Genomic DNA, 18,267 nt, shown 5'->3' with positions numbered 1-18,267 from the left:
TGAAGATGATTTTATAATCGACTAAATATTTGTACACAAATTGGCTTACAGGAGGTACATGATGAAATTTTTGTTGAAGCTTTTAATTTTTACGGTACTCATTCTCGGAGTTTATGAGATTTTCGTGAATGGATTTTGATTCATGGGGAGGAATTTGTTATGAAAGGTATCATGACTTTTGCATTATTTGCTTTTCTTATATGGCTATTATACAACATCTTGACAAGTCTTGGGTGGCTGTAATCATGAGGAAAATGCTGGAATCAGCAAGTAAGTGTATCGTAATGGTTGCTTTGGGGTGTTCTTGCTAGAAAGAGAGTCCCTTTGGTTTTTCCAGGATGCCATTCTTCATGCATGAACCAGAGCGGTGTGCCTGGAGTATTTTCATGGTACATGAATTTGAAGCATTCAATGAGATTTAACATTGCCATTGTAATCGATGCAGCATGGTTTTCATTTTTTAGGAGGAGCCTTCATGTTCGGCAGAATCACGCGTACCGGCTTCATGTTTGCAGTTGTCCTGTTAATCGGGGGCATGCTATCTGTAGCAGTCCAGAGATTTCTCGTCATTGAAGTGATCGACAGGGTAGGTGTGCAGATTGAAGGGAAGGTGAAGGGAATCACTGTCGGTGGGAGCAGTGCCCTGATGCTGGAGCCCGGTACTCATACAATCATGCTTGAGAAGGATGGGTATACAAGCACATCTCAGAAAGTAAACATCAAGTCAGGGGAAGTCACTAACATGAAATTGGATATGAAGAAGCCCTAGATCCAAGGAGAAGCCTTGGGATCCGATGACAAGACTGTCGTGTTCATCCAGAAGACTGGGACAGTGGAGATCCGTAGCGGGCCGTTTTTTTTGGGAGCGACCATCCATGTCAATGGAGTGAACTACGGGCAGGTAAACAGGAAGCTGTCAAACATGCCTGCAATCCCGATATATGTCCATGTCTCATATGGAGGGTGAAGGCCTTTTCTTGGGCTTTCGAAGGAAAAGGGAATGCATTCATATGAAGAATGGAAGAAAGCAGTATTCTTGTACATGAAGTATGGCAGAAGCCTTGCCAGAGCCGTGAGGATGCTGGGTTATACAAAATGGGTGCAAGCGTATCTTCTTGCTCTTGTCACTCTGTGAAAAGAGGGAAGTCCTCAATACTTGCAATGAAAACTCTGCTTTCCAATCTATCCTCCAGAGGTATAAGGAAACTATTGGGATGTAGGCTGGAAAGCAGGTGAATCGTCATGAATCCTGAGAACGAGCTGTTTGATTGATTATTCATTACTCTTGCACATATCTTGGGGTCGTTCAGTTACCGGGGCCATCTGGCTTCCTTGGGTAGCATTTGGGAAAATGGGAAATGCGGTTCATTCTGATACCAATAGGCTACGCTCGATACGTCATCCTGGCGTTCGAACAGGCCTTGCTGTTTGTTCACCCCTATTTATTGCAAGGTCACTTTGAGCTCCTGTTCGAAGGATATCGGATCAGGAAGATGAAAGCGATACAGCCCACGTTCAGTGGGTTTGTCATTCAGATAGTATAGGCTCTGGGTTAGTTCATCATTGCGTGAAAAATAGGGATAGCCCATGAATGGCGTACAGTAGGTATGCTCCTCTGTTAGATTGTCATCGCGGGAAGCAAAGCTCCAAGCCCCTCCAAAGTAATCCTCCGTGCCCGTGCTGCAGATCGTCGGATAGTCCCTATCTCCGTCCAAATAGAATTTCATTTCCCCTTCGCCCCACCAATAGCGCTGAAGCGTAGCAAGGGAAAGATAGGTCCCGACATACTGTCCCCTGCCTTTGACGTGGTCGAGGATTACATAGTCCCGGCCAAGGGAGGTCATGGATTCCCGATGCCACTGGGCATGAAAATAGGCCATCGACTCTGGTAGCTCATCAAGTTCACGATAGCCAATTTGATAGAAAATGGCAGGGATGGTTCGTCACGTTGGTTTTTCGCTGCCTTTTTGTATGCTTCTTATCTATATTAGCGATAATTCCTATTTAAACAGAACTACTCCTATCTTCCTCCCATTCCGGTCATCGTTATGCCTTCTACCAAGTACCGTTGGAAGAAAATATAAATCAAGAAACTTGGAATGATTGCGATGGAGGCAGCCGCCATGAGTCCTGACCAGTCGGTCCCATATTGTCCGTTGAACATATAGATGCCTAACGGTAAGGTCTTTACTCTATCTGTGCTAGTAATGATCAGTGGCCAGAGAAAGCTCTTCCATGAACCGATAAAAGTAAATACAAACAATGTCGCTATACCGGACTTCGCCATGGGGAGAATTATCCTGATAAACAAACCGGCGGGACCACAACCGTCTATCCGTCCGGCATCTTCCAACTCAAAAGGAATAGTCATCAGGAACTGTCTCATCAAGAAGGTCCCGAAGGCAGTGAATGCCATAGGCAGCACCAAAGCGGTATAGGTATCGTACCAACCAAACCTTTTCATAATGAGATAGAGAGGGATTACCGTTACCTGTTGTGGAATCATAAGAGTCCCCAAGTATAGGGTGAAGAGCATATCCCGTCCTTTGAACCGAATTCGGGAAAAAGCATAACCAGCCATGCTGGAAGTGATTCCTACAAGTAAGGAAGTAAGAGCTGCCACCCAAATTGAACTAAACAAGAATCGTCCGAACGGAAAGAACGTCCATGCGCGTTCGTAATTTTCCCATGCGATGTGCGTTCCGAAAATCTTTATGGGGAGCAACAAGACTTCCTTTTCAGGTTTTAGGGAAGTGGAAACCATTCCCAAAAACGGAACTAAGAACAATATGGAAAGAACTGTAAGTAATATATAACTGATAATCTGACTTATTTTCAGTTTGTGCATTCTTCGTCTAGGTATATCCATGATGTTCATATTATTCATATACCACCAAATCCTTTTGCATCCTCATTTGAAGGATTGTAAAAAACATGATAATGGCAAAAAGAATCCATGCCATAGCCGATGCATACCCTAATTTCAAATAAGTAAATGCATTATTATAGAGATACAAAACGATGGTGTTAGTAGCGTTTGCAGGCCCTCCATTCGTCATTATCAAAGTCTGGTCAAAAACTTGGAAAGAACTGATGACTGTCATGACAACCCCGAAAAATATATAGGGAGAAATAAGGGGTAGGGTGACCTTGAAGAAGATTTGCCCCTTATTTGCCCCGTCGATACGGGCAGCTTCAAGTTGTGAAGAAGGTACATTGTTCAGACCGGCAATAAATATAACCATATTGTAACCAAATCCCTGCCATAGGCTCATGATCACGATGGCTGACATTGCTGTTTTCATGTCACCTAGCCAGTTGATTTCCGGTATCCCAAAAATCGACAGGGTATTGTTGATAATTCCATATTGGGGAAGGAACAGCCATTTCCATATCATAGCTGTTGCTACAATTGGCGTTACCTGAGGAAGGAAAAAGATAGAACGATAGAGCTGGCTTCCTTTCATACCATTGGTTACCCAAACTGCCAATGCCAGGATTACATTCAGGCTTACATAAAACAGGACATATACGGCCGTATTCCCGAGAACTCTTAGAAACAGCGGATCAGAAGAAAACAAGTTGATATAATTATGAAATCCGATGAACTTCCTTTCTCCGAATGTCGGCCAGTCGAACAAGCTCATTACTGCCGATTGGATTACAGGGATTACGGTGAATATGAGAAATCCAAGAATATTAGGCAAAAGAAAGCAAATAGCAATTTTGGTATTCCTTCTATTTGTTTTCAGATCAGTTGCGTGTATCTTTTTCATCCTAAATTTTCCTTAAAAAGAAATCGCCGTAGCAAGCGGAGTTTAGTATTTTGCTACGGCGATAGATGATTTTTATTATTGCTGCAAAATACGATTTATTTCCTTTTGGGCAGTGTTCAACGCATCAGCGGCTTTAGTATCACTGAGGAAAACGCTTTCAAGATTCTGGTTGATAGTAACCAATACTTGCTGCCATTTTTTGGGAGTTATCTCTGTTATGCCTATCTCAGATGCCAGTGAAGATTCTACGGATTCCTTCAGTCCAAGTACATCTTCATTTTGTTTGTAGTACACATCACGAACAGATGCCCTGGCGGGAAGAGCCCGTCCCCATTTTGCAAGTTTTGTTTCGGATTCCTTGCTAGTAAGGACCTTGAGGGCAAGATATGCCTCTTGGGGATGTTTTGTATCTTTACTGATTCCGAAGCCTGATCCTGCGATAGGTGTTTTTCTGTATGACAAGCCTGGGATAACCATGGTAACACCGTATTTGAAATTAGACTTTGCCTTGACATTCGTGAGGTTCCATACGCCGTCCGTCAGGGCAGCTGAGCTTCCATTATAGAACTGCTCTCTATCCCAATTGGCATTGCCTGTATCCGATTGTAGAGGTGTATAACCGGCTTCAATCAAATCATCCAAGGCTTGGATTGCTGCAATAAATTCGGGAGTATTAACCCTAACCGTTCCATCAGTAGCAAGTATATTGGCTCCATTTCCCAATATAAACGAATATATACGATCGAACCCAGGCAATACGGAAGTACATTTTACGCCGTTTTCCTTCATTTTTTTGCAGGCGACTATAAAATCTTCCCAGGTATTCCAGGTATCTGGATAGGACATACCGCATTTGTCAAACTGATCAATATTATAGAACAATACGTATGGGCCAAAATCATATGGTAGACAATAGTATTCCCCGTTCATGCTCAATCCATCAATGATGCCTTTATAAAAATCATCCATGTTGATATCCTTGTCATTTTTGATGAATTGCGAGATAGGTAGAAAACCTTCTCCCAGATAATCCTTGGCCCTCTGACTTTGCATGTACAGAATGTCGGGTGGATTTCCTCCTGCAATTTCAGTCGGGAGCTTAGTCCAATAGCCGTTCCAGTCTGTAGTGTTCATCTCAACTTTGATATTGGGATATACCTTGTTCACATCCTCGGCAAGTTCCTGCCACTGTTGCTTTTCTTCTGCAGTGGAAACTTGCATCAACCACCGGAGAGTAATGACATTTTCCCCATCTGCCGTAACAGGCGTCTCGTTTTTTCCTTGTGCAAAACCCGTGGCAAAGACAGCAAATGATAGAACCACGACCAATATGAATCGTTTCATATTCTTTTCCTCCTTTTAAATTTCTGGCATAAAAGCTCTTTTTTATAGATGAAAGTCCCAATGAGTAAGTCGTTGGAAAGATATATTTTTTTCCACTGTTTCAACACAAATGACGTAATTAGTTTTTCCTACATAGCCAACAGGCGGATAAAACTCCCAGGAATGGTCACCCTCACACGTAGTGTGCTGTAAGAAAGGAACATTCTCACCTGATTCCAGAATATAGGCTTTCTGTATCGTCGAGGCGATGTTGTAGATTACGTAACGCCAGACTGGTTCAACGATATGAAGGAACAACTTGTGGTCTTTTGCGGTAAACAATGTCCAAGACAGGTCATAGGGATAAAAATCAAGTGCATGGGTTGCAAATATACTGTCTGCATTTTGATGGACATAGGTCCCTACAGTATTCAGGATATCGACGGACGGCTGAGGAACAATACCGTTGCAGTCCGGGCCAACATTCAATAAATAATTTCCACCCCGTCCATTGATCTTCAATAACAAATCAAGAATTTTTTTTGGATCTTTCCAATTGGTATCGCTTTTTTTATATCCCCATGTCTCATTGAGTGTCGCAGGGACTTCCCAATCACCGTTATATGGTAACAAAGGAATGAAATTATCTCCTGTCGTCAGATAATCACCCAAATTACTGCCAACACGGCCACTGATCAAGCAATTCGGTTGTATGGACTTTACTGTATTCACAATCCTCATGCTTTGACTTTCCGTCATTGTAAGTGGTGTATCAAACCACAATAATGCTATTTCACCGTACTTGGTAAGCAATTCCTTCAACTGGGGAATGCATTTCAAGTCCAGATATTTATCGAAGTCCTTCAGGGTATTGTCCGTTCCCTCTCGCAAACCGTTGGGATCGTCCCAGTCCTGGGCTTGAGAATAATACAGCCCCAGTTTCATGCCGTGCTTGATGCATGCAGTTTGCAACTCTGCAACGACATCCCGTCCGAACGGTGTCGCGTCGACGATGTTGTATCGATTGCAGTCAGATTTGAACATTGCAAATCCATCGTGATGTTTGGCAGTGAATACAATGTATTTCATTCCCCAGGATTTTGCCTGCAGTACCATGGCCTCAGCATCGAAATTCTCAGGATCAAATTGATTGGCCAGTTTTTCATATTCCTGGACAGGAATATCCAAATGATTCAGTATCCATTCGGCGATATTGGGAGTAGTCTTCCCTTTGTATTCGCCTGCAAGAATTGAATACAGTCCCCAATGAATGAACAATCCATACTTTGCCTCTTTAAACCATGTTTGATGAGTATCCTTTATCATTATTCCTCCTTCTGGTAAAAACCATAGACCCTATCAAATGAGCATGTAACCATTGGTACAATTGCTCTTTATCAACACGTTTCCTTGTGACTTTCCATAGCCATTCAGGCTTTCAAGCATTTTTTGTTAGCAACAGGTATTTGCTGATAAATTTCATCAATTGCATGAAATTACAAAGCGTTATCCATATTCAGAAACAATCAAAAATATCCATTTGTTGTTATCAATGGCAATAATAAATCCTATTGGCTATATTTGCAACATATTTTTTATTTAATTGTATCCATATGGATATATACATGAATTTTTAAAGATATAAATACGTATTATGATTGACTTTTGGAAACGATTTGACATACAGACAAAGATTCTTTCCCTTTCAAAGAAAGAAGTTGCGGCGCGTGCGGGTATCAACTATACCAGTTTTCTCAATTACGCATCAAAGAATCGCATTCCAAAGGCTGAAGAAGCTGCCAAGATAGCCAGGGCAATAGGCACCAGTGTGGAGTATCTTATATTCGGGGAAGAGCCGGATGCTGCGGAATTGGAACCTCAACTCAAGTGTGAGATGGATGAAAAAAGATTACAGCCAAGAGCGAAAGACGAAGAGGCGACGTTGCATATTCCTGTCCTCACTCAAAACAAGTCTGTAAAGGAACGCAGTACCACCTTGGTACGTATTCCGCTTAGGATGACCCGGAACATCAATCCTAGTACTTTGAAAGCCATCTTTGCCAAAGGCGATTCGATGAATGGCATCCAGATATTCGAAGGTGATACCGTGATATTTTCCCAAGGATATCTTAGCGAAAACGGTATTTATGTCCTTTCCTTATATGGAGAATTGAAAGTCAAACGACTGGAATTCAGGAGTGGGGAACAGAAACTCTATATCCATAGTGAAAACCCTCATTACTCGACGGAAGAGATTTCGATTGGAAACGAAAACCTCGAAATCCTCGGGAAAGTCGTGGGTTGGATTCATTGCCAGTCATAGTAATGTGCTCAGGCATTGCTAGAATAAAACTGCACATAACAGTATTGGTAATTTGCTGAGGTGATTTCAAAATGTCGAAGCTTGTTTGTAGATATTTAAAAATACTTGCATAGAGTGCAAAGTATCATGAAGTATCGGTTTCTATTTTTCCATTTTCATTGATATAGGCAACGGTTGCTCATTGCAACGAAGCATGATTACTTCTTTTAGGCTGCTGGGATTGCAACCTCTTTTGATTGCCAGTTTATTGTCTTTCTTGAATCGTCCTGTAAATTCTTGCTTACGTATTAAGATTATCCATCAAGCTTGAAACGTTGTCAAAAGGGCCATGTATATTCTCCTCATTCTCGGCTACATCCATCGCAGTTTGCGTAACAGCATTGGGAGTATTCAGAGTTACTTCAAAGGGAAATCCCCTGTAGCTAATTGCCTGTCTCAAGAAAACATTGATTGCAGTAGTCATATCCATGCCAAGATCAGCAAAAATCTGCTGCGCCTGCTGTTTAACCTCCCTGTTCATTCTGATTGTAATATTGGTATCAGCTTTTATTGCCATAGTGCTTTCTCCTTTCATCTAAAATCCCAAATGCTAAAGCGCATTATAAGTCCAGTATATATTCAATGAACATACTACGTCTGTGAAGGCAACTTGCTGGTAGAAAATCCAGAGAATCCTGCTGTCTGAAGTATATCTTCAGTAGACAGCAACTGGGATATTTTCCTTTTATTTATAATGATCATCTTATGCCCCTATATTGTAGTTTTGCCCTAATTTAACGCTTAACGATCCGACCATCTCTTATAGCGACGTATTGACATACAAATTATTACTTTTCGCTAATAAGATTTTTCTCTGAATCACCTGTATAAATCTTAGGTTTTGCACTGTATCTGGATGTTGCTTCCCTTTACCTTCTTGTTTAACTCATAGACTTTCTCCTGAACTTCCAACGCCTTTTGGGTATCACCGAGATCGGAGTAAGCATTGGCAAGGTTGTTCAGGGATTTCAAGGTATGAGGGTGCTCGTCGCCCAGTATCTTCTTGTTCAACTCATAGACTTTCTCATGAACTTCCAGCGCCTTCCGATAATTACCGAGATTTGAGTAAGCATTGGCAAGGTTGTTCAGGGATCTCAAGGTATGAGGGTGCTCGTCGCCCAGTATCCTCTTCCTCAAGCCATAGACTTTCTCATGAACTTCCAACGCCTTCCGATAATTACCGAGATCGGAGTAAGCATTGGCAAGGTTGTTCAGGGATCTCAAGGTATGAGGGTGCTCGTCGCCCAGTATCCTCTTCCTCAAGCCATAGACTTTCTCATGAACTTCCAACGCCTTCCGATAATTACCGAGATCGGAGTAAGCATTGGCAAGGTTGTTCAGGGATCTCAAGGTATCAGGATGCTCCTCTCCCTGTATCTTCTTTCTCAACCCATAGACTTTCTCCTTGATTGTCAATGCTTTCCGATAATTACCGAGATCGGAGTAAGCATTGGCAAGGTTGTTCAGGGATCTCAAGGTATCAGGGTGCTCCTCTCCCAGTATTCTCTTCCTTAACCCATAGACTTTCTCATTAATTTCCAGCGCCTTCCGATAATTACCAAGATTGGAGCAAGCATTGGCAAGGTTGTTCAGGGATTCCAAGGTATGAGGATGCTCGTCGCCCAGTATCCTCTTGCGCAACCCATAGACTTTCTCATGAACCTCCAACGCTTTTTGGGTATCACCGAGATCGAAGTAAGCTACGGCAAGGTTGTTCAGAGATATCAAGGTATCAGGGTGCTCGTCGCCCAGTATCTTCTTGTTCAACTTATAGACTTTCTCATGAACCTCCAACGCTTTCCGGGTGTCACCGAGATCGAAGTAAGCATTGGCAAGGTTGTTCAGAGATATCAAGGTATCAGGGTGCTCATCGCCCAGTATCCTCTTGCTCAACTCATAGACTTTCTCATGAACCTCCAACGCTTTTTGGGTATCACCGAGATCGAAGTAAGCTACGGCAAGGTTGTTCAGGGATTCCAAGGTATGAGGGTGCTCATCGCCCAGTATCCTCTTGCGCAACTCATAGACTTTCTCATGAACCTCCAACGCTTTTTGGGTATCACCGTGATCGGAGTACACTGCAGCAAGGTTGCTCAGGGTCGTCAAGGTATCAGGGTGCTCCTCTCCCTGTATCTTCTTTCTCAACCCATAGACTTTCTCATGAACTTCCAACGCCTTCCGATAATTACCGAGATTTGAGTAAGCATTGGCAAGGTTGTTCAGGGTCGTCAAGGTATCAGGGTGCTCCTCTCCCAGTATCCTCTTGCGCAACCCATAGACTTTCTCATAAATTTCCAACGCCTTCCGGGTGTCACCGAGATCGAAGTAAGCATTGGCAAGGTTGTTCAGGGATTCCAAGGTATGAGGGTGCTCATCGCCCAGTATCCTCTTGCGCAACCCATAGACTTTCTCATAAATTTCCAACGCCTTCCGGGTGTCACCGAGATTGGAGTACGTTACAGCAAGGTTGTTTAAGACTTGCAGGGTCTTTTCATCTTCAATCTCGTATTTCCTTGCAGTGAAATTTTCAAGTTGTATCCAGAATTCAAGGGTTCCTTTATCAGATGGCTTGGTTTTTATCAGTGCCATTCCATATGTAAATAAACCCTCCTGCAAATAATCTGCAGTTTTCTCAGAGATATCTGCAGTTATGTCCGAAACCGAGGAAAGAACTTCATAGGCTTCCCGATATTTACCGGACACTAACATAATTCGTGAAGCAATCGTCTTGATCCGTATTTCAAACTCCTTGTTCTGATCCCCAAACCCATTAAATAATGCAAGAATCTGTTTCGCTTCCTCAAAGAACCTTGCATCTATCAATGAATTCAAAGGTTCTTTAATCTCCTTAAAGAGGATGAGTGCTTGGAAATCATCTCTACATTGACTGAGGGAATACAACACATAGCTTGCAAGATTTCCAGCCTGTTCCTGAAGATTTTTTCCTTCTACCATCTTTTCCTTGAAGTAGAGTGCTGCTTTTCCCCTAATCCTCGTGATGAGCATAGGGGATTTTATGCTTTTAAATACGAGTTCCCTAACAACAGAATACATGAAATATCTGTTGTCAACCTGTTTCACCAAGGACAACGTGAGAAAATTCCCGTACGTTGTATCGGAAAAATCGCTGATGTCAGGCCGAAGATACGCTACCAGATTATCCGTCCAGTATTCCAAACATGACATGCTCATAATCAAGTCCAGCATGTTATCGCTCATTCCTTGGAGATACCTGTCAATAATCCGTTCAGGAGTCAGTCCATAGGTCTCTATGTTGTTCTGTTTTTCTGGGTATCTAGCGATGTCCCTAAATATCTCATAGCAAAAATCCAGGAATACTGGTACGCCTTGGGTGACCTCATACAGCTGTCCTATGAGGCCTGTGTCTTTTATTCCAACTTTCTGTAAATAGAGTTCGGCATCCTTTTTTGAGAGATTTCCAAGCAGATATTCATCTAGACCGATTGCAGCCCAAGAGGATTCCCTGCAGTCTTTTTCTGTATTCGGGGCTTCGCTAATCAACTTATCCTGTCCACAAATCACCCATAGGACATTGGGGGTACAGGCAATGAGCCCGGTCCTTCGGTGTTTTAGCCAGTCATCGATAGTCGAAGCGCTTCCTCTGCCACCTCCCCCGACAACGTTTATGAACTGTTCATACGTATCAAGCATAATCACTAACGGGTTCTTGGCTTTCTTCAGGTTGATTTCTAGATCCTCTGCAAAGAATGTCTGAATATGTGCCTGGATAATGTCGACATCTGTATCCTGAATATACATGCTGTATTTCTTGTATTTCTCCTTATTTTGTTGGAACAACTCCATAATTGGCTTGTCAGTTGCTGTCTCTGCTGCTTCGAGCGCCGCCAAGCTTCCGTTGATCAGGTCACCGATAACCGGTATAAAGTTCAGTCCAATGAAAAGCGGTTTGAGCACGTGGCTGTCGTCGATCATCTTGTTGATGGTTGCTTTTTTTCGGCTGTAATCATCACCACTGGCGTTTGCTATCTTCACAAGAGCCAACTCTGTCAAGAAGAATGTAAAGTTATAATTATTCGCGAGCTGTTTGCTAAGTTTTCTGATGCAATCTTCTCTGGTGCAAAGGGTGGTGCCATTCCTATCAAAATCATATCTGGCAAACTGATACTTTCCCTTTCCTTTCTCAAAAAGCTCCTGTTTAAGCTTGGTTTGCAGAGTGGTTTTCCCAATTCCGCTTATACCGTAATAGAGAATGGGGTGGGGTAAGTATGGGGTATTCTGTTCTTCATTCCTATTGTGCATACGGTTGGAAAGCTGGCCGAAATGATCCCAGAACACTTTTCGAGGTTCTTCCCTGTCGGTGAAGATATCCGAAGCCTTGATTCTTGTTTCTTCTATCAGAAAATCTATGCCACTTCTTTCCATGTTTATATCCCCTTAAGTAACAAATACTAACTGTAAGCTAGAATATTTATATGCAGAATATACCCAGAACATGATATAGGCAAAAGAAATATCGACTGAATCTTCCTAGTATATAATGTTTGTGGTATAGTGAGCTCCTAAGTCAAGACAATTCTTGTTGAAATCTTAAGTGGATTCTCAGGCTGTCTGCCTTTTGGATGCGATGGTTTCTTTTGAAGAAAAATACTTCATGTTTGGAATGATATAATCCAAGCTTTGATGCCTTCGTCCTCCGTTGTAGAAAACCCAGTAATCATCTATTGCAATCCTCAATTCTTCCACTGTCTGGAAGTCATTGAGGAAAAACATCTCATATTTTATACTTTTCCAAGCTCTTTCGATACAATATACGAAATTTCGTATATACATGTGAGGGGTTCTTCGAGAGATTGAAGAACAAAATATTCAATAATCGTTCTTGGTTTGGAATATCCTTCGAAGAATTCTGTGCACAGCTTGATGATTATATCTGTCGGTACAATAAAGAGAGAATTAAAATGTCATTGGGAGGAAGAAGCCCTATGGAATATCGTAGGAGTCTTGGGTTAATATCATAGAAAAGTCCAACTTTTTGTCCTCACCTCCCACCTACTGCTGTTTCTAGAAGTGGCCCAGCCTTCTATGAAAAGTATCTACTAAACAGGACTCAGATCTATTTATTTCTGATTCCTTATTCTTCATGGACAGGAATACCCATTGCTTTGATGACTGCCAAGATTGTCTGTTGCTGCTCGAGGTTCAGGAAAGGAAGAGCTTGTGCAATCATGGTATTGTATTTTCCCTTCTTGATAGTCTGAAAAGCCAATTGCAGTTCGGGTTCGTCGGCAAACTCTCCAAAGGCACTTCTATCAACTCCTGTTACAAGATACTCGACCGTTGTCTCGAGTGCCTGGGCAATCTTTACGGCATTGCCTGAAACCGGGATATTGCCTCTCTTGATTGCTGAAGAAAGAAATCCTGTACTCAACCCGGTCATGCGTGACAAATCCGACTGGGATAGGTGCCTTACAACAAGGAGGTCACGGACTCTTTGCCAAAAACTACCATTGCATTCCAGATATTTATTCATATTCAAAGTATAGGGCAGAGAGAAAGTGAAAACTCGTAATTACTAGCAGTAAATGGCATGTTTTTCTTGACAAAACTAGCAATTGCTAGTAAGTATAACAGTAAGTTGCTTTTTGCGAGTTATTCAGCAGTTGACAATGACTTCAACAAACATGGAACAACACAATTTGATGGACTCAGAAATTACCTGTTAAAGGAGATTAAATGATGGATGAATCAACCAGGATTCAAAGGATGAGATTTCCCGATCATCCTGTCGATGTGGTCATGGATACTGATACGTTTAATGAGATCGACGATCAGTTTGCGCTTGCGTATATGCTTGAATCCCAAGAGAAATTGAAGGTGAAGGCCATCAATGCGGCCCCGTTTTTCAACAGTCATTCCACAAGCCCTGAAGATGGAATGCTCCGGAGCTACGATGAAATCCTGCATGTCCTGAAACTTCTTGGAATGGAGCAATTCAACGACTTTGTGTATCAGGGCTCCTCTACATTCCTGCCTGATGAAAAAACTCCCGTAGAATCTCCTGCGGCACAAAACTTGGTAAAGCTTGCCCGCCAGCAGGATGCAGAAAAACCCTTGTATGTCATAGCTCTTGCAGCCATTACCAATATTGCCTCGGCTTTGTTGATTGATCCCTCCATCAGGGAGAAAATTGTCGTTGTCTGGTTGGGAGGTAACAGCTATACCTGGCCAAACAATAAGGAATTCAATCTCTTTCAGGACATAGCTGCGGCCAGGGTTGTCTTTGATTCTGGAGTTCCGGTTATACAGCTTCCTTGCATGGGGGTTGTCTCTGAGTTACGGACAACTGGACCTGAATTGCGGTTCTGGCTGAAAGACGAAAATGCCTTTTGTGATTATCTGGTCGATATTACGTACAAGGAAGCCCTGTTGAATAATCAGGGAGATTATTGGAGTAGGGCAATCTGGGACGTCGCTGCCGTTGCTTGGCTGCTTGATGAAAAGTTCGAGCTGTCCCGTCTTGAGGCAAGCCCCATTTGCCAATATGACAACCACTATAGCTTCGACCATTGCAGGCCTTTGATCCGATATGTCTATTGGGTCGATAGGGATCGTATTTTTGCAGATCTCTTTACAAAGTTATCAAAATAATCCCGGGAGTTTCCGGGAAAAAGGAGAAGGTATGAAAAAGATTCTTTGTCTTTTTGTGGTGTTTTTACTTTGTTTCTCTGTTTTTGCAAACGGAAAACAAGAAACCTCAGGACCCGTGGGTGGCGACAATCCTGTAGAAATTACCTATGTGACGTCTGGAGCCGGACAATGGGAGGATAAATTGAATCCCATTTTTGCCGAATATGAACGAACGCATAACGTCAAGGTGAATCTGGAATGCTACCAACAGGAACAACTGTTCCAGAATTTGGAAGTGAAATTGGGTTCAAAATCCTCCGAATACGATGTTATCGGAGTCGATGTCCCGATGGTTGCCGGCTATGTAACCAGAGGCTATCTGGAACCGATGGATCAGTATTTTACCGCTGAGGAAAAAGAAGGGTTCATCCCGTCGGCCATAAACGCCGGTACGTGGGATGGAAAATTCTATTGTCCTCCTATGAATACCTCTTCCCAGTTGCTTTGGTATAATACTGACTATGTCAAGCAAGCTGGCATTGAGATTCCACCCAATGACGTGAATCATCGTTTGACCTGGTTTCAAGTGATGGATATGGCACAAAAGGTGCAAAAGGCTGTTGACCCTGATGGAACCAAGGGAATTGCCGGACTGATGTTCGAGCAGGTTGGAAGGATCTACCAGATACTGGCACTTCCCAATAGTCTTGGTGCTCCTTCCATTGGGCCTGATGGAGTCACCGTCGAAGGAATTGTCGACTCACCGGAATGGATCAAGGCTCTTGAATTCTACAAGAGCACCTTCGATAGCGGGGTTTCTCTTCGCGGTATTTCGGCAGATGAGGTCGGCAACAATTTCCGTTCAGGAAAAGTCTGTTTCCTGATAGGGGGGACTTGGAACGAAGCAAGTGCAGACCAAGTAGGGTTCACTTCTTTGGCCTATTGCCCCTGTCCTGCCTTCAAGGGATATGAAGATACGGTTGCTACCCCAACGGGAAGCTGGCATTTTGGTGTTTCCTCTTTCTCCAAACATAAGGCGGAGGCTGCCGAATTCATCAAATATATGAGCCTTGGGGAAGGAAATACCTTGTGGTTGGCTGCAAACGGTGATATTCCCTCAACCCAGGCTGGTATCAATGCCATCATCGAAAATCCCGATGCCCCAAAGTACCTGAAAATTGCTGCCTTTGAAGCTGCCCATACGGCGGTGCCTCGTCCTGTTACTCCTGGCTATTCAGAATATGAGACGATCATCAATGCAATGCTTGAGGATATCCGTAATGGCGCAGAGGTAAAACCGGCTGTTGCCGATGCAATCAAACAACTGAACACTGCCCTTTACAAGTACAAGAAATAACTCGAAGTAGGTGGAGGCAGAGTCAGTTTCTTGATTCTGCCTCTTTTGTCTTTTGTCCGAGACAAAAAGGAGAAAAAATGAATTTCGGAACTATCAAAATGCAGAAGGCCTTGCCCTATGTCATGATCGGCCCGGCCTGCCTTCTCATTGCAGTTTTCAAGTTATATCCTATCGGGCGGACTTTGGTTGAGGGCTTTGTGTCCGATGGAAAGGTAGGGTTTGATACATACCGGAGACTTTTTCTGGACCAGACTTTTTGGTCCTCTCTCTGGGTGACGATCAAGATGAATATCGTTATAACCCCCCTCCAGATTTTCATTTCCCTATGTCTTGCTTTTTTGGTCAATTGCAACCTGAAGGGAATCGGGATATTCCGTACCATTTATTATCTGCCTGTGACCATCTCGATTACTGTAGCTACCTTATTATGGAATATGATGTTTAACGTCAATAATGGCATTCTCAATAGCATCCTCAATACTGTGGGGATTTCAAACCAAGGCTTTTTCATCGACAAAGCCCAAGCTCTTTGGTGCATCGTGGTCATTGCGAACTGGAAAGGTGTGGGGTACTGGATGATGTTTCTCCTTGCCGGGTTGAAAGGTATTGATGCAACCATCTATGAATCGGCAATCATCGATGGAGCTGGTTGGCTTAAGAGGGTAACTGCCATTACCTTGCCGTTGATCAAGAACACCCTTCTGTTTGTCTTTGTTGCCGATACGACTTCAAATATGTTGCTTTTTGCCCCGATGCAAATAATTACGCGTGGAGGTCCCCAGGGAAGTACCGATGTCTTGATGTATGAGGCATATAAATCAGCTTTTCAGTTTGTCGATCGTTCCCGTTCCTCGGCAATCGTCACTGTCTTGCTGCTTATGATAGGCGCGGTCTGCGTTTTCCAATTCAAGTTGCTGAACAACAAGGAGGAAAATTAATTATGTCAGGACGGAGATTTAGCTATTCGAAAATTTTGCTATGGCTTGTTTTGATTCTTATTGCCTGCATTACCTTGTTTCCTCTCTTATGGGGGCTTGCGTGTTCCCTTCGCAGTGATACGGAGATCTTTCAATATGCCCGTCCTCTTTCCTTCCATACCTTTGTTCCGGTGAAGGTTACCTTGGAGAGTTATGTAAGCATCTTTCGAGATTTTGATTTCCAGCGGCCTCTTGTCAATACGCTGTATGTGTCGGCAATTACCATTGTGCTGGGTTGTTTGATTAACAGCATAGCGGCCCTGGCTTTCGCCAAGTTTGAATTCAAGGGGAAAAAACCGATTTTTGTTGTTATCCTGATTTCCTTCATGATTCCCTTTGAAGCCATCGCCTTGCCTCTGTATGGTGTGGTTAATGGTTTCCATTGGGTAAATACGTTCTCAGGAATTATCATTCCTTGTCTGGCTGACGGGTTGGTCCTTTTCTTGTTCAACCAGTTTTTCAAGGATTTCCCGGAAAGCATCCTTGAGGCCGCAAAGATAGATGGGGCATCTTTGCCAAAGCTATATACACGTATCGTATTGCCTCTGAGCATTCCCGTATTTGTCACTGCCGGGCTCATGATTTTCATGAATCAGTGGAATGCCTATCTCTGGCCTTTGGTCATAGCTCGTTCTCCAGAAATACGTCTTGTCCAGATAGCCTTGGCTTCGTTCAAGATGGAGCGGGTAACTTTGTGGTCCTGTCTCTATGCTGCCTCGATGGTTTCTGCCTTGATACCTTTGCTATTATTCCTTCCTTTCCAAAAATATTATGTGCAGGGAATTACCAGTAGTGGAATCAAAGGCTGAAGAGGAAGGAGCGTTTCATGGAAATTCTTGTAGTCGGAAGTTTGAATATGGATTTTCGCATCGGTGTGGATCATTTGGTTTCGATGGGGGAGACTGAATCTTCCAGGCATTTTGAGCTTGTCCCAGGAGGGAAGGGGGCCAACCAGGCGTATGCCTCTGGCCGTTTGGGAAACAAGACGACAATGCTTGGGGCTGTCGGAAAGGATTCGTATGGTGCAAGTTTGATACAGAATCTTGAAAAAGCGAATGTCGATACAAGCCATATTGCAGTCCGGGAGGATATTGAAAGTGGTATTGCGATTGTTCAGGTAGATGACGGGGGCAATAACTCGATACTGGTTGTACCAGGAGCAAATGCAACTGTCGATAGGGCGTATATTGATCAGAATTTGGAAGTTCTGGAACAATGCGACCTTGTGTTATTGCAGATGGAAATTCCGGTGGAAACAGTTCTCTACGTTGCCAAGATTGCCAAAAGTATGGGTAAGACAGTTGTTTTGGATCCTGCTCCTGTACCGTCTTGTATGCCTTCCGAGCTTTTTCAATATGTTGATTTTATCAAGCCGAATGAGAGTGAATTGCGGATGCTTACAGGAGTAAACGATATTGAAGTTGGCATGCGTACTTTACTTCTCTACGGGGTGGGATGCGTGATCGTGACAGTCGGGAAGGAAGGTGCCAAGGTCTTGAATCGAATCGAGGATTCCGTGGTTACGTATCCGACGCCTGATGTTCCTATTGTGGATACCACGGCTGCAGGCGACTCTTTCGTTGCCGCCTTTGCAACGGCATATCTTAAAGACAAAGATATTGCCAATGCAGTTGAGTATGCAAATAAAGTAGGAGCTTTTGTCGTGACAAGGAAGGGAGCCCAGTCCTCAATACCAAATCAAGAGGAAATGGAAAGGTTTTGCAAGGAGTTGGAATTGTCTACATAAAGAGAGTACGGTGTCTTAGTCTTTGTCCGATCTTCTAAAACAGGAAGAATGAGTTCATGGTTTAGCATAATAGGAGAGGTCCTCTTTTCATACTCCTCTCCGAGCTTTGGTCAAAT

Annotated in this window: 19 protein-coding genes and 1 pseudogene; 10 read left to right on the top strand and 10 right to left on the bottom strand. The window is 43.1% G+C overall.

What is annotated here, in order from left to right; genetic code table 11:
• Positions 1–475: 475 nt before the first annotated feature.
• The 3 genes from ACHZBG_RS11655 to ACHZBG_RS11645 are packed head-to-tail and all read left to right on the top strand — an operon-like array spanning position 476 to position 1,135.
• Positions 476–769: a PEGA domain-containing protein gene (locus tag ACHZBG_RS11655; RefSeq protein ID WP_320129627.1), complete on the top strand. Its 294-nt coding sequence runs from the start codon at positions 476–478 to the stop codon at positions 767–769.
• A gap of 15 nt (positions 770–784) precedes the next feature.
• Positions 785–967: a hypothetical protein gene (locus ACHZBG_RS11650; RefSeq protein WP_320129626.1), complete on the top strand. Its 183-nt coding sequence runs from the start codon at positions 785–787 to the stop codon at positions 965–967.
• Positions 968–1,000: 33 nt separating this feature from the next.
• A complete protein-coding gene (locus tag ACHZBG_RS11645) occupies positions 1,001–1,135 on the top strand; it encodes a hypothetical protein (RefSeq protein ID WP_320129625.1) in 135 nt (44 codons plus the stop codon).
• 175 nt (positions 1,136–1,310) lie between these two features.
• Here the strand turns inward: ACHZBG_RS11645 and ACHZBG_RS11640 are convergent, their stop codons facing one another.
• From ACHZBG_RS11640 to ACHZBG_RS11615, 6 genes are all read right to left on the bottom strand, one after another.
• Complete coding sequence (locus tag ACHZBG_RS11640) at positions 1,311–1,436, bottom strand: hypothetical protein (protein ID WP_320129624.1); 126 nt, start codon at positions 1,434–1,436, stop codon at positions 1,311–1,313.
• A gap of 6 nt (positions 1,437–1,442) precedes the next feature.
• Positions 1,443–1,928, bottom strand: a complete 486-nt coding sequence (locus ACHZBG_RS11635) for a glycoside hydrolase family 172 protein (RefSeq protein ID WP_320130068.1) — start codon at positions 1,926–1,928, stop codon at positions 1,443–1,445.
• Positions 1,929–2,020: 92 nt separating this feature from the next.
• Positions 2,021–2,887, bottom strand: a complete 867-nt coding sequence (locus tag ACHZBG_RS11630) for a carbohydrate ABC transporter permease (RefSeq protein ID WP_320129623.1) — start codon at positions 2,885–2,887, stop codon at positions 2,021–2,023.
• Positions 2,880–3,776 carry a sugar ABC transporter permease gene (locus tag ACHZBG_RS11625; protein WP_320129622.1) on the bottom strand — a complete coding sequence of 299 codons (897 nt, stop codon included), beginning with the start codon at positions 3,774–3,776 and terminating at the stop codon, positions 2,880–2,882. Before ACHZBG_RS11625 ends, ACHZBG_RS11630 begins: the two co-directional genes overlap by 8 nt.
• A gap of 75 nt (positions 3,777–3,851) precedes the next feature.
• Positions 3,852–5,120: a sugar ABC transporter substrate-binding protein gene (locus ACHZBG_RS11620; RefSeq protein ID WP_320129621.1), complete on the bottom strand. Its 1,269-nt coding sequence runs from the start codon at positions 5,118–5,120 to the stop codon at positions 3,852–3,854.
• A 42-nt stretch (positions 5,121–5,162) separates the two neighbouring features.
• Positions 5,163–6,425, bottom strand: coding sequence for an alpha-L-fucosidase (locus ACHZBG_RS11615; protein ID WP_320129620.1), 1,263 nt, complete (start codon positions 6,423–6,425; stop codon positions 5,163–5,165).
• Positions 6,426–6,753: 328 nt separating this feature from the next.
• On the opposite strand from ACHZBG_RS11615, the gene ACHZBG_RS11610 reads away from it, so the two are divergent.
• A complete protein-coding gene (locus ACHZBG_RS11610; RefSeq protein ID WP_320129619.1) occupies positions 6,754–7,422 on the top strand; it encodes a LexA family transcriptional regulator in 669 nt (222 codons plus the stop codon).
• A gap of 280 nt (positions 7,423–7,702) precedes the next feature.
• On the opposite strand, the gene ACHZBG_RS11605 is transcribed toward ACHZBG_RS11610, so the two are convergent.
• From ACHZBG_RS11605 to ACHZBG_RS11595, 3 genes are all read right to left on the bottom strand, one after another.
• Positions 7,703–7,978 carry a type II toxin-antitoxin system RelB/DinJ family antitoxin gene (locus tag ACHZBG_RS11605; protein WP_320129618.1) on the bottom strand — a complete coding sequence of 92 codons (276 nt, stop codon included), beginning with the start codon at positions 7,976–7,978 and terminating at the stop codon, positions 7,703–7,705.
• A gap of 317 nt (positions 7,979–8,295) precedes the next feature.
• Complete coding sequence (locus ACHZBG_RS11600; protein WP_320129617.1) at positions 8,296–11,865, bottom strand: tetratricopeptide repeat protein; 3,570 nt, start codon at positions 11,863–11,865, stop codon at positions 8,296–8,298.
• A 177-nt stretch (positions 11,866–12,042) separates the two neighbouring features.
• On the bottom strand, positions 12,043–12,273 hold the full coding sequence (locus ACHZBG_RS11595) for an IS3 family transposase (RefSeq protein WP_394699392.1): 231 nt from the start codon (positions 12,271–12,273) through the stop codon (positions 12,043–12,045).
• On the opposite strand from ACHZBG_RS11595, the pseudogene ACHZBG_RS11590 reads away from it, so the two are divergent.
• A pseudogene (locus tag ACHZBG_RS11590) lies at positions 12,273–12,461 on the top strand (IS3 family transposase); the annotation flags it as partial. The gene ACHZBG_RS11595 and the pseudogene ACHZBG_RS11590 sit on opposite strands and share 1 nt — an antisense overlap.
• A gap of 113 nt (positions 12,462–12,574) precedes the next feature.
• On the opposite strand, the gene ACHZBG_RS11585 reads toward ACHZBG_RS11590, so the two are convergent.
• A complete protein-coding gene (locus tag ACHZBG_RS11585; protein ID WP_320129616.1) occupies positions 12,575–12,880 on the bottom strand; it encodes a hypothetical protein in 306 nt (101 codons plus the stop codon).
• Between the two features lie 296 nt (positions 12,881–13,176).
• Between ACHZBG_RS11585 and ACHZBG_RS11580 the strand changes: the two genes are divergently transcribed.
• The 5 genes from ACHZBG_RS11580 (at position 13,177) to rbsK (ending at position 18,151) form a co-directional block, all read left to right on the top strand.
• On the top strand, positions 13,177–14,091 hold the full coding sequence (locus ACHZBG_RS11580; RefSeq protein ID WP_320129615.1) for a nucleoside hydrolase: 915 nt from the start codon (positions 13,177–13,179) through the stop codon (positions 14,089–14,091).
• 31 nt (positions 14,092–14,122) lie between these two features.
• Positions 14,123–15,427, top strand: coding sequence for a sugar ABC transporter substrate-binding protein (locus ACHZBG_RS11575; protein ID WP_320129614.1), 1,305 nt, complete (start codon positions 14,123–14,125; stop codon positions 15,425–15,427).
• Between the two features lie 77 nt (positions 15,428–15,504).
• The gene (locus ACHZBG_RS11570; protein ID WP_320129613.1) at positions 15,505–16,365 is read left to right on the top strand and encodes a sugar ABC transporter permease; all 861 of its coding nucleotides are present in this window, start codon (positions 15,505–15,507) and stop codon (positions 16,363–16,365) included.
• A 2-nt stretch (positions 16,366–16,367) separates the two neighbouring features.
• Positions 16,368–17,213, top strand: coding sequence for a carbohydrate ABC transporter permease (locus ACHZBG_RS11565; RefSeq protein ID WP_320129612.1), 846 nt, complete (start codon positions 16,368–16,370; stop codon positions 17,211–17,213).
• 17 nt (positions 17,214–17,230) lie between these two features.
• Positions 17,231–18,151: a ribokinase gene (rbsK, locus tag ACHZBG_RS11560; RefSeq protein ID WP_320129611.1), complete on the top strand. Its 921-nt coding sequence runs from the start codon at positions 17,231–17,233 to the stop codon at positions 18,149–18,151.
• Positions 18,152–18,267 lie beyond the last annotated feature (116 nt).

This window comes from uncultured Sphaerochaeta sp., from assembly GCF_963676625.2.
Classification (GTDB): Bacteria; Spirochaetota; Spirochaetia; order Sphaerochaetales; family Sphaerochaetaceae; genus Sphaerochaeta.
This window is presented reverse-complemented; position numbering and strand designations above follow the sequence as displayed.

What these genes read in the sequence shown, in the direction of transcription:
- ACHZBG_RS11605 (WP_320129618.1), bottom strand. Translation starts at nt 7,978, where the DNA reads ATGGCAATAAAAGCTGATACCAATATTACAATCAGAATGAACAGGGAG.
- ACHZBG_RS11615 (WP_320129620.1), bottom strand. Translation starts at nt 6,425, where the DNA reads ATGATAAAGGATACTCATCAAACATGGTTTAAAGAGGCAAAGTATGGA.
- ACHZBG_RS11570 (WP_320129613.1), top strand. Translation starts at nt 15,505, where the DNA reads ATGAATTTCGGAACTATCAAAATGCAGAAGGCCTTGCCCTATGTCATG.
- ACHZBG_RS11585 (WP_320129616.1), bottom strand. Translation starts at nt 12,880, where the DNA reads ATGACCGGGTTGAGTACAGGATTTCTTTCTTCAGCAATCAAGAGAGGC.
- ACHZBG_RS11645 (WP_320129625.1), top strand. Translation starts at nt 1,001, where the DNA reads ATGCATTCATATGAAGAATGGAAGAAAGCAGTATTCTTGTACATGAAG.
- ACHZBG_RS11595 (WP_394699392.1), bottom strand. Translation starts at nt 12,273, where the DNA reads ATGTATATACGAAATTTCGTATATTGTATCGAAAGAGCTTGGAAAAGT.
- rbsK (WP_320129611.1), top strand. Translation starts at nt 17,231, where the DNA reads ATGGAAATTCTTGTAGTCGGAAGTTTGAATATGGATTTTCGCATCGGT.
- ACHZBG_RS11655 (WP_320129627.1), top strand. Translation starts at nt 476, where the DNA reads ATGTTCGGCAGAATCACGCGTACCGGCTTCATGTTTGCAGTTGTCCTG.
- ACHZBG_RS11620 (WP_320129621.1), bottom strand. Translation starts at nt 5,120, where the DNA reads ATGAAACGATTCATATTGGTCGTGGTTCTATCATTTGCTGTCTTTGCC.
- ACHZBG_RS11625 (WP_320129622.1), bottom strand. Translation starts at nt 3,776, where the DNA reads ATGAAAAAGATACACGCAACTGATCTGAAAACAAATAGAAGGAATACC.
- ACHZBG_RS11630 (WP_320129623.1), bottom strand. Translation starts at nt 2,887, where the DNA reads ATGAATAATATGAACATCATGGATATACCTAGACGAAGAATGCACAAA.
- ACHZBG_RS11580 (WP_320129615.1), top strand. Translation starts at nt 13,177, where the DNA reads ATGATGGATGAATCAACCAGGATTCAAAGGATGAGATTTCCCGATCAT.
- ACHZBG_RS11600 (WP_320129617.1), bottom strand. Translation starts at nt 11,865, where the DNA reads ATGGAAAGAAGTGGCATAGATTTTCTGATAGAAGAAACAAGAATCAAG.
- ACHZBG_RS11610 (WP_320129619.1), top strand. Translation starts at nt 6,754, where the DNA reads ATGATTGACTTTTGGAAACGATTTGACATACAGACAAAGATTCTTTCC.
- ACHZBG_RS11565 (WP_320129612.1), top strand. Translation starts at nt 16,368, where the DNA reads ATGTCAGGACGGAGATTTAGCTATTCGAAAATTTTGCTATGGCTTGTT.
- ACHZBG_RS11575 (WP_320129614.1), top strand. Translation starts at nt 14,123, where the DNA reads ATGAAAAAGATTCTTTGTCTTTTTGTGGTGTTTTTACTTTGTTTCTCT.